We start from the raw sequence: 3,388 nt of genomic DNA, 5'->3' as shown, positions 1-3,388 counted from the left end.
AGCAGGACGATGTCGGTGCCCCGCTCACGGAAGGCCGCGAGCGCACTCGGGCCGTCCTCGGCGATCTCGACCTCGTGCCCCTCGCGTCGCAGCAGATAGGCCAGTGGGTCGGCGAGGTCCGGTTCATCCTCGACGATCAGGACGCGAGTCATGCGGTTGCTCCATTCGTGGGGTGGGATGCGGCGGGGCGGGGCTTCACCGGCTGGGACGCCTCCGGCGCCGGAGGCGCAGGCGATGTCTGAGGTGCCGTCCCCTGCGGGGATGGTGCCGGTTTCGGCGTCCGCTCGGGGGACACCGAAAGCTGTGGCGTCAGCTGCGAGGAGGTTGTCCGCTGCGGCGCGGCGGCCGGCGCCTGCCGCTTCTTCTTCGCTTTCGGACGCTTGGGGCGCACCTGATCGGCCGGCGGCTCGATCAGCGGCAGTCGGATCGTGAAGGTCGAGCCGCGACCGGGGCGCGACCACAGCCGCACCTCGCCGCCGTGGCGCTGCACCGCGTGCTTGACGATCGCAAGGCCCAGGCCGGTGCCGCCCGTCCGGCGCGAACGCGCCTGGTCGGCGCGGTAGAACCGCTCGAAGACGCGTTCCTGATCGCCCTCGGCAATGCCGATGCCGCGGTCGGTCACGGCGATCTCGACCACTTGGTCGGCGGCTTTGACGCCGACGCCGACGTTGGACCCCTGAGGGGAATAGGCGATGGCGTTCGCGATCAGATTGCCGACCGCCTCGCTCAGGATCTGCGCGTCTCCTCGCACGTACAGTCCGCGGGTGCCGCCGCGCACGATCTCGACCCCGGCCGATCCCGCCTGGATGGCGTGCGCCTCGACAGCGGATGCCACGATCTCGTCGACGGCGACGTCGCGTTCGTCGGTGAGCTCGTCCGCCGCCTGAAGCCGCGACAGGTTCATGATGCGCGATGTGAGCAGCGCCAGGCGGGACGCCTCTGCCGTCAGTCGTGAGGCGAAGTTGCGCACCTGGTCGGGGTCGTCGGCCGCCGACTCGATCGCCTCCGCCAGCAGGCTGACGGCGCCGACCGGCGTCTTCAGCTCGTGGCTCGTGTTCGCGACGAAGTCCCGCCGCATCTGCTCGACGCGCTCCCGTTCGGTGATGTCGCGCAGCACGAGCAGTGTCAGCCGCGGTGAGATGCGGGTCGCCCGAACCACGACCAGCCGCGGCTCGGCCGGCGGCGCACCGCGGCGGAGCCGCAGTGTGACGGTCGCCGCGGTCTCATCCGCACGCACGCGACGCGCGACGCCGCGCAGCTCGTCGGACGGGAGGACGCTCCCCTCCGCGAGATGGAACAGAGCGGCGGCGGCGGATGCCGCCACCACCGTGGAGGACGTGTCGACGACGACAGCCGCGTCATCCATGCCGTGCAGAACGCCGCGCACCCCGTCGGGGATCACAGACGACGTCTCGGCGCGCGCACGATCCCGCGCGCGCATCGCCACGACGATCACGGCCGAGACGGAGCCCCCGATGATCGCCCCCAGGAGCAGGGCGAGCAGCGCAAGCTGCGTCGTGTCCATGCATCCAGCGTAGAGGCGACGCTTCGGCGACTCTGTCCGGTTGGCGCCCCGCTCGGACCGGGGCGGATACTATTCACTCTCGCGGCACCGTTCGTTAACCTTCGATGGCGACAATCGCCAGGTCGCGAGGCGTGTGCCTGCTGCGGAACACGAAAGGTGCTGCAATGCGCGAAGTCTTCCATCAGTCGCTCGAGGACGTCCAGGGACGCCTCGTCGAGATCGCCGAACTCGTCGCGATCGCCATCGACAAAGCCACGCGGGCGTTCAGTTCGAGCGACGTCGCGCTCGCCGAAGAGGTCATCGAGGCGGACGCGATCATCGACGAGAAGGCGATCGCCCTCGACGAGCTCGCCATCGAGATCCTCGCTCGCCAGCAGCCCGTCGCCCGGGATCTGCGCATCGTCGTCAGCGCGCTGCGGATCAGCGCCTCCTTGGAGCGCATGGGCGACATCGCCGAGCACATCGCCCAGCTGACCCGGATGCGATTCCCCGAGCGGGCCATCCCCAAGGGTCTGAAGTCGACGTTCATCAAGATGGGTCAGCTCGACGTCGCTGTCGCACGCAAGCTCACCGAACTGCTTCGCACCGAAGACAAGGCTCTGGCCGACGAGATCCGCAACGACGACGATCAGCTCGACGACCTGCACGTGAGCGTCTTCGAGAAGGTGCTCAGCGACACTTGGCAGGGCGAGGCATCCGCGACCGTCGACGCGACGCTCGCGAGCCGGTACCACGAGCGGTTCGCCGACCACGCCGTCTCCGTCGCCAAGAAGGTCGTCTACCTGTCGACCGGCGACTGGACCATCGAGACCGACTCGATCGACATCATCACCGCGACGCCCACGCCCGCTTCGTAGAGCAACGCGAAAGCCGAGAGCGGATGACCCTGACGGTCATCCGCTCTCTGCGTCTCCCAGTCAAGCAGCTACTTCTTGCCCTGGCTGGCGACGGCGGCGGCTCCCGCGGCCGCGGCTTCCGGGTCCAGGTACTCGCCCGGACCGAGCGGCTCGAGGTTCTCGTCGAGTCGGTAGACCAGCGGGATGCCGGTGGGGATGTTGAGCTCGGCGATGTCCGCGTCGCTGATGCCGTCGAGGTGCTTGACCAGTCCGCGCAGCGAGTTGCCGTGCGCCGTGACGAGCACGGTCTTGCCGTCCCGCAGGTCGGGCACGATGTCGTTCTCCCAGTAGGGCAGGAACCGGTCGATCACGAGGGCGAGGGATTCGGTGCGGGGAACGTCCCCGTCGATGCCGGCGTAGCGAGGGTCGTGGACCTGGCTGAACTCGGAGTCATCGGCAAGGGGCGGCGGCGGCACATCGAACGAGCGGCGCCAGAGCATGAACTGCTCCGGACCGAACTCGTCGAGCGTCTGCGCCTTGTCCTTGCCCTGCAGCGCGCCGTAGTGACGTTCGTTGAGCCGCCAGCTGCGCTTGACCGGGATCCACAGCCGATCAGCTGCGTCGAGCGCGAGATCAGCGGTCTGGATCGCCCGGCTGAGAACCGAGGTGTGCAGGACGTCGGGGAGGATGCCTGCTTCGGCGATCAGCTCGCCGCCGCGGATGGCTTCGGCCTTGCCCTGTTCGCTGAGCCGGACATCCACCCACCCGGTGAACAGGTTGAGCTTGTTCCATTCGCTCTGGCCGTGACGGAGGAGGATCAGAGTGTAGGGCGCGGTCATTGCCCCATGATATCCACGCCCTTCTGCCGTCCCGCGCCCGACAGCGGTCGCTCAGGCGCCGGCCACCCGTCCTACCGGCTCCGATCTCGCGGCGCGTCAGATCCGCGGGACGCAGGCGCGCGCCTCGGCGCTGGACATGCCGGTGGCGGTGAGGAGGTCGACGGCGAAAGGACGCAGCGCCGCGATGA

4 protein-coding genes are annotated in these 3,388 nt (G+C 69.0%); 1 reads left to right on the top strand and 3 read right to left on the bottom strand.

The genetic code is table 11. The annotated features are described in order from the left end of the window. Positions 1 to 152, bottom strand: a 152-nt coding sequence (locus VFX99_RS15105; RefSeq protein WP_329667115.1) for a response regulator, incomplete at its 3' end; no start/stop codon positions are given. After that, entirely contained in the window at positions 149 to 1,525 is a 1,377-nt protein-coding gene (locus tag VFX99_RS15100; protein ID WP_329667114.1) for a sensor histidine kinase, read from the bottom strand. The genes VFX99_RS15100 and VFX99_RS15105, both read right to left, overlap by 4 nt. Before the next feature lie 164 nt (positions 1,526 to 1,689). On the opposite strand from VFX99_RS15100, the gene phoU reads away from it, so the two are divergent. Then, positions 1,690 to 2,382: a phosphate signaling complex protein PhoU gene (gene phoU / locus VFX99_RS15095; protein WP_329667113.1), complete on the top strand. Its 693-nt coding sequence runs from the start codon at positions 1,690 to 1,692 to the stop codon at positions 2,380 to 2,382. Positions 2,383 to 2,450: 68 nt separating this feature from the next. Here phoU and VFX99_RS15090 read toward each other — a convergent pair whose 3' ends face one another. Next, a complete protein-coding gene (locus tag VFX99_RS15090) occupies positions 2,451 to 3,200 on the bottom strand; it encodes a phosphoglyceromutase (protein ID WP_329667112.1) in 750 nt (249 codons plus the stop codon). Positions 3,201 to 3,388: the final 188 nt, after the last annotated feature.

It is taken from the genome of Microbacterium sp. (assembly GCF_036277215.1).
Taxonomy (GTDB): domain Bacteria; phylum Actinomycetota; class Actinomycetes; order Actinomycetales; family Microbacteriaceae; genus Microbacterium.
This window is presented reverse-complemented; position numbering and strand designations above follow the sequence as displayed.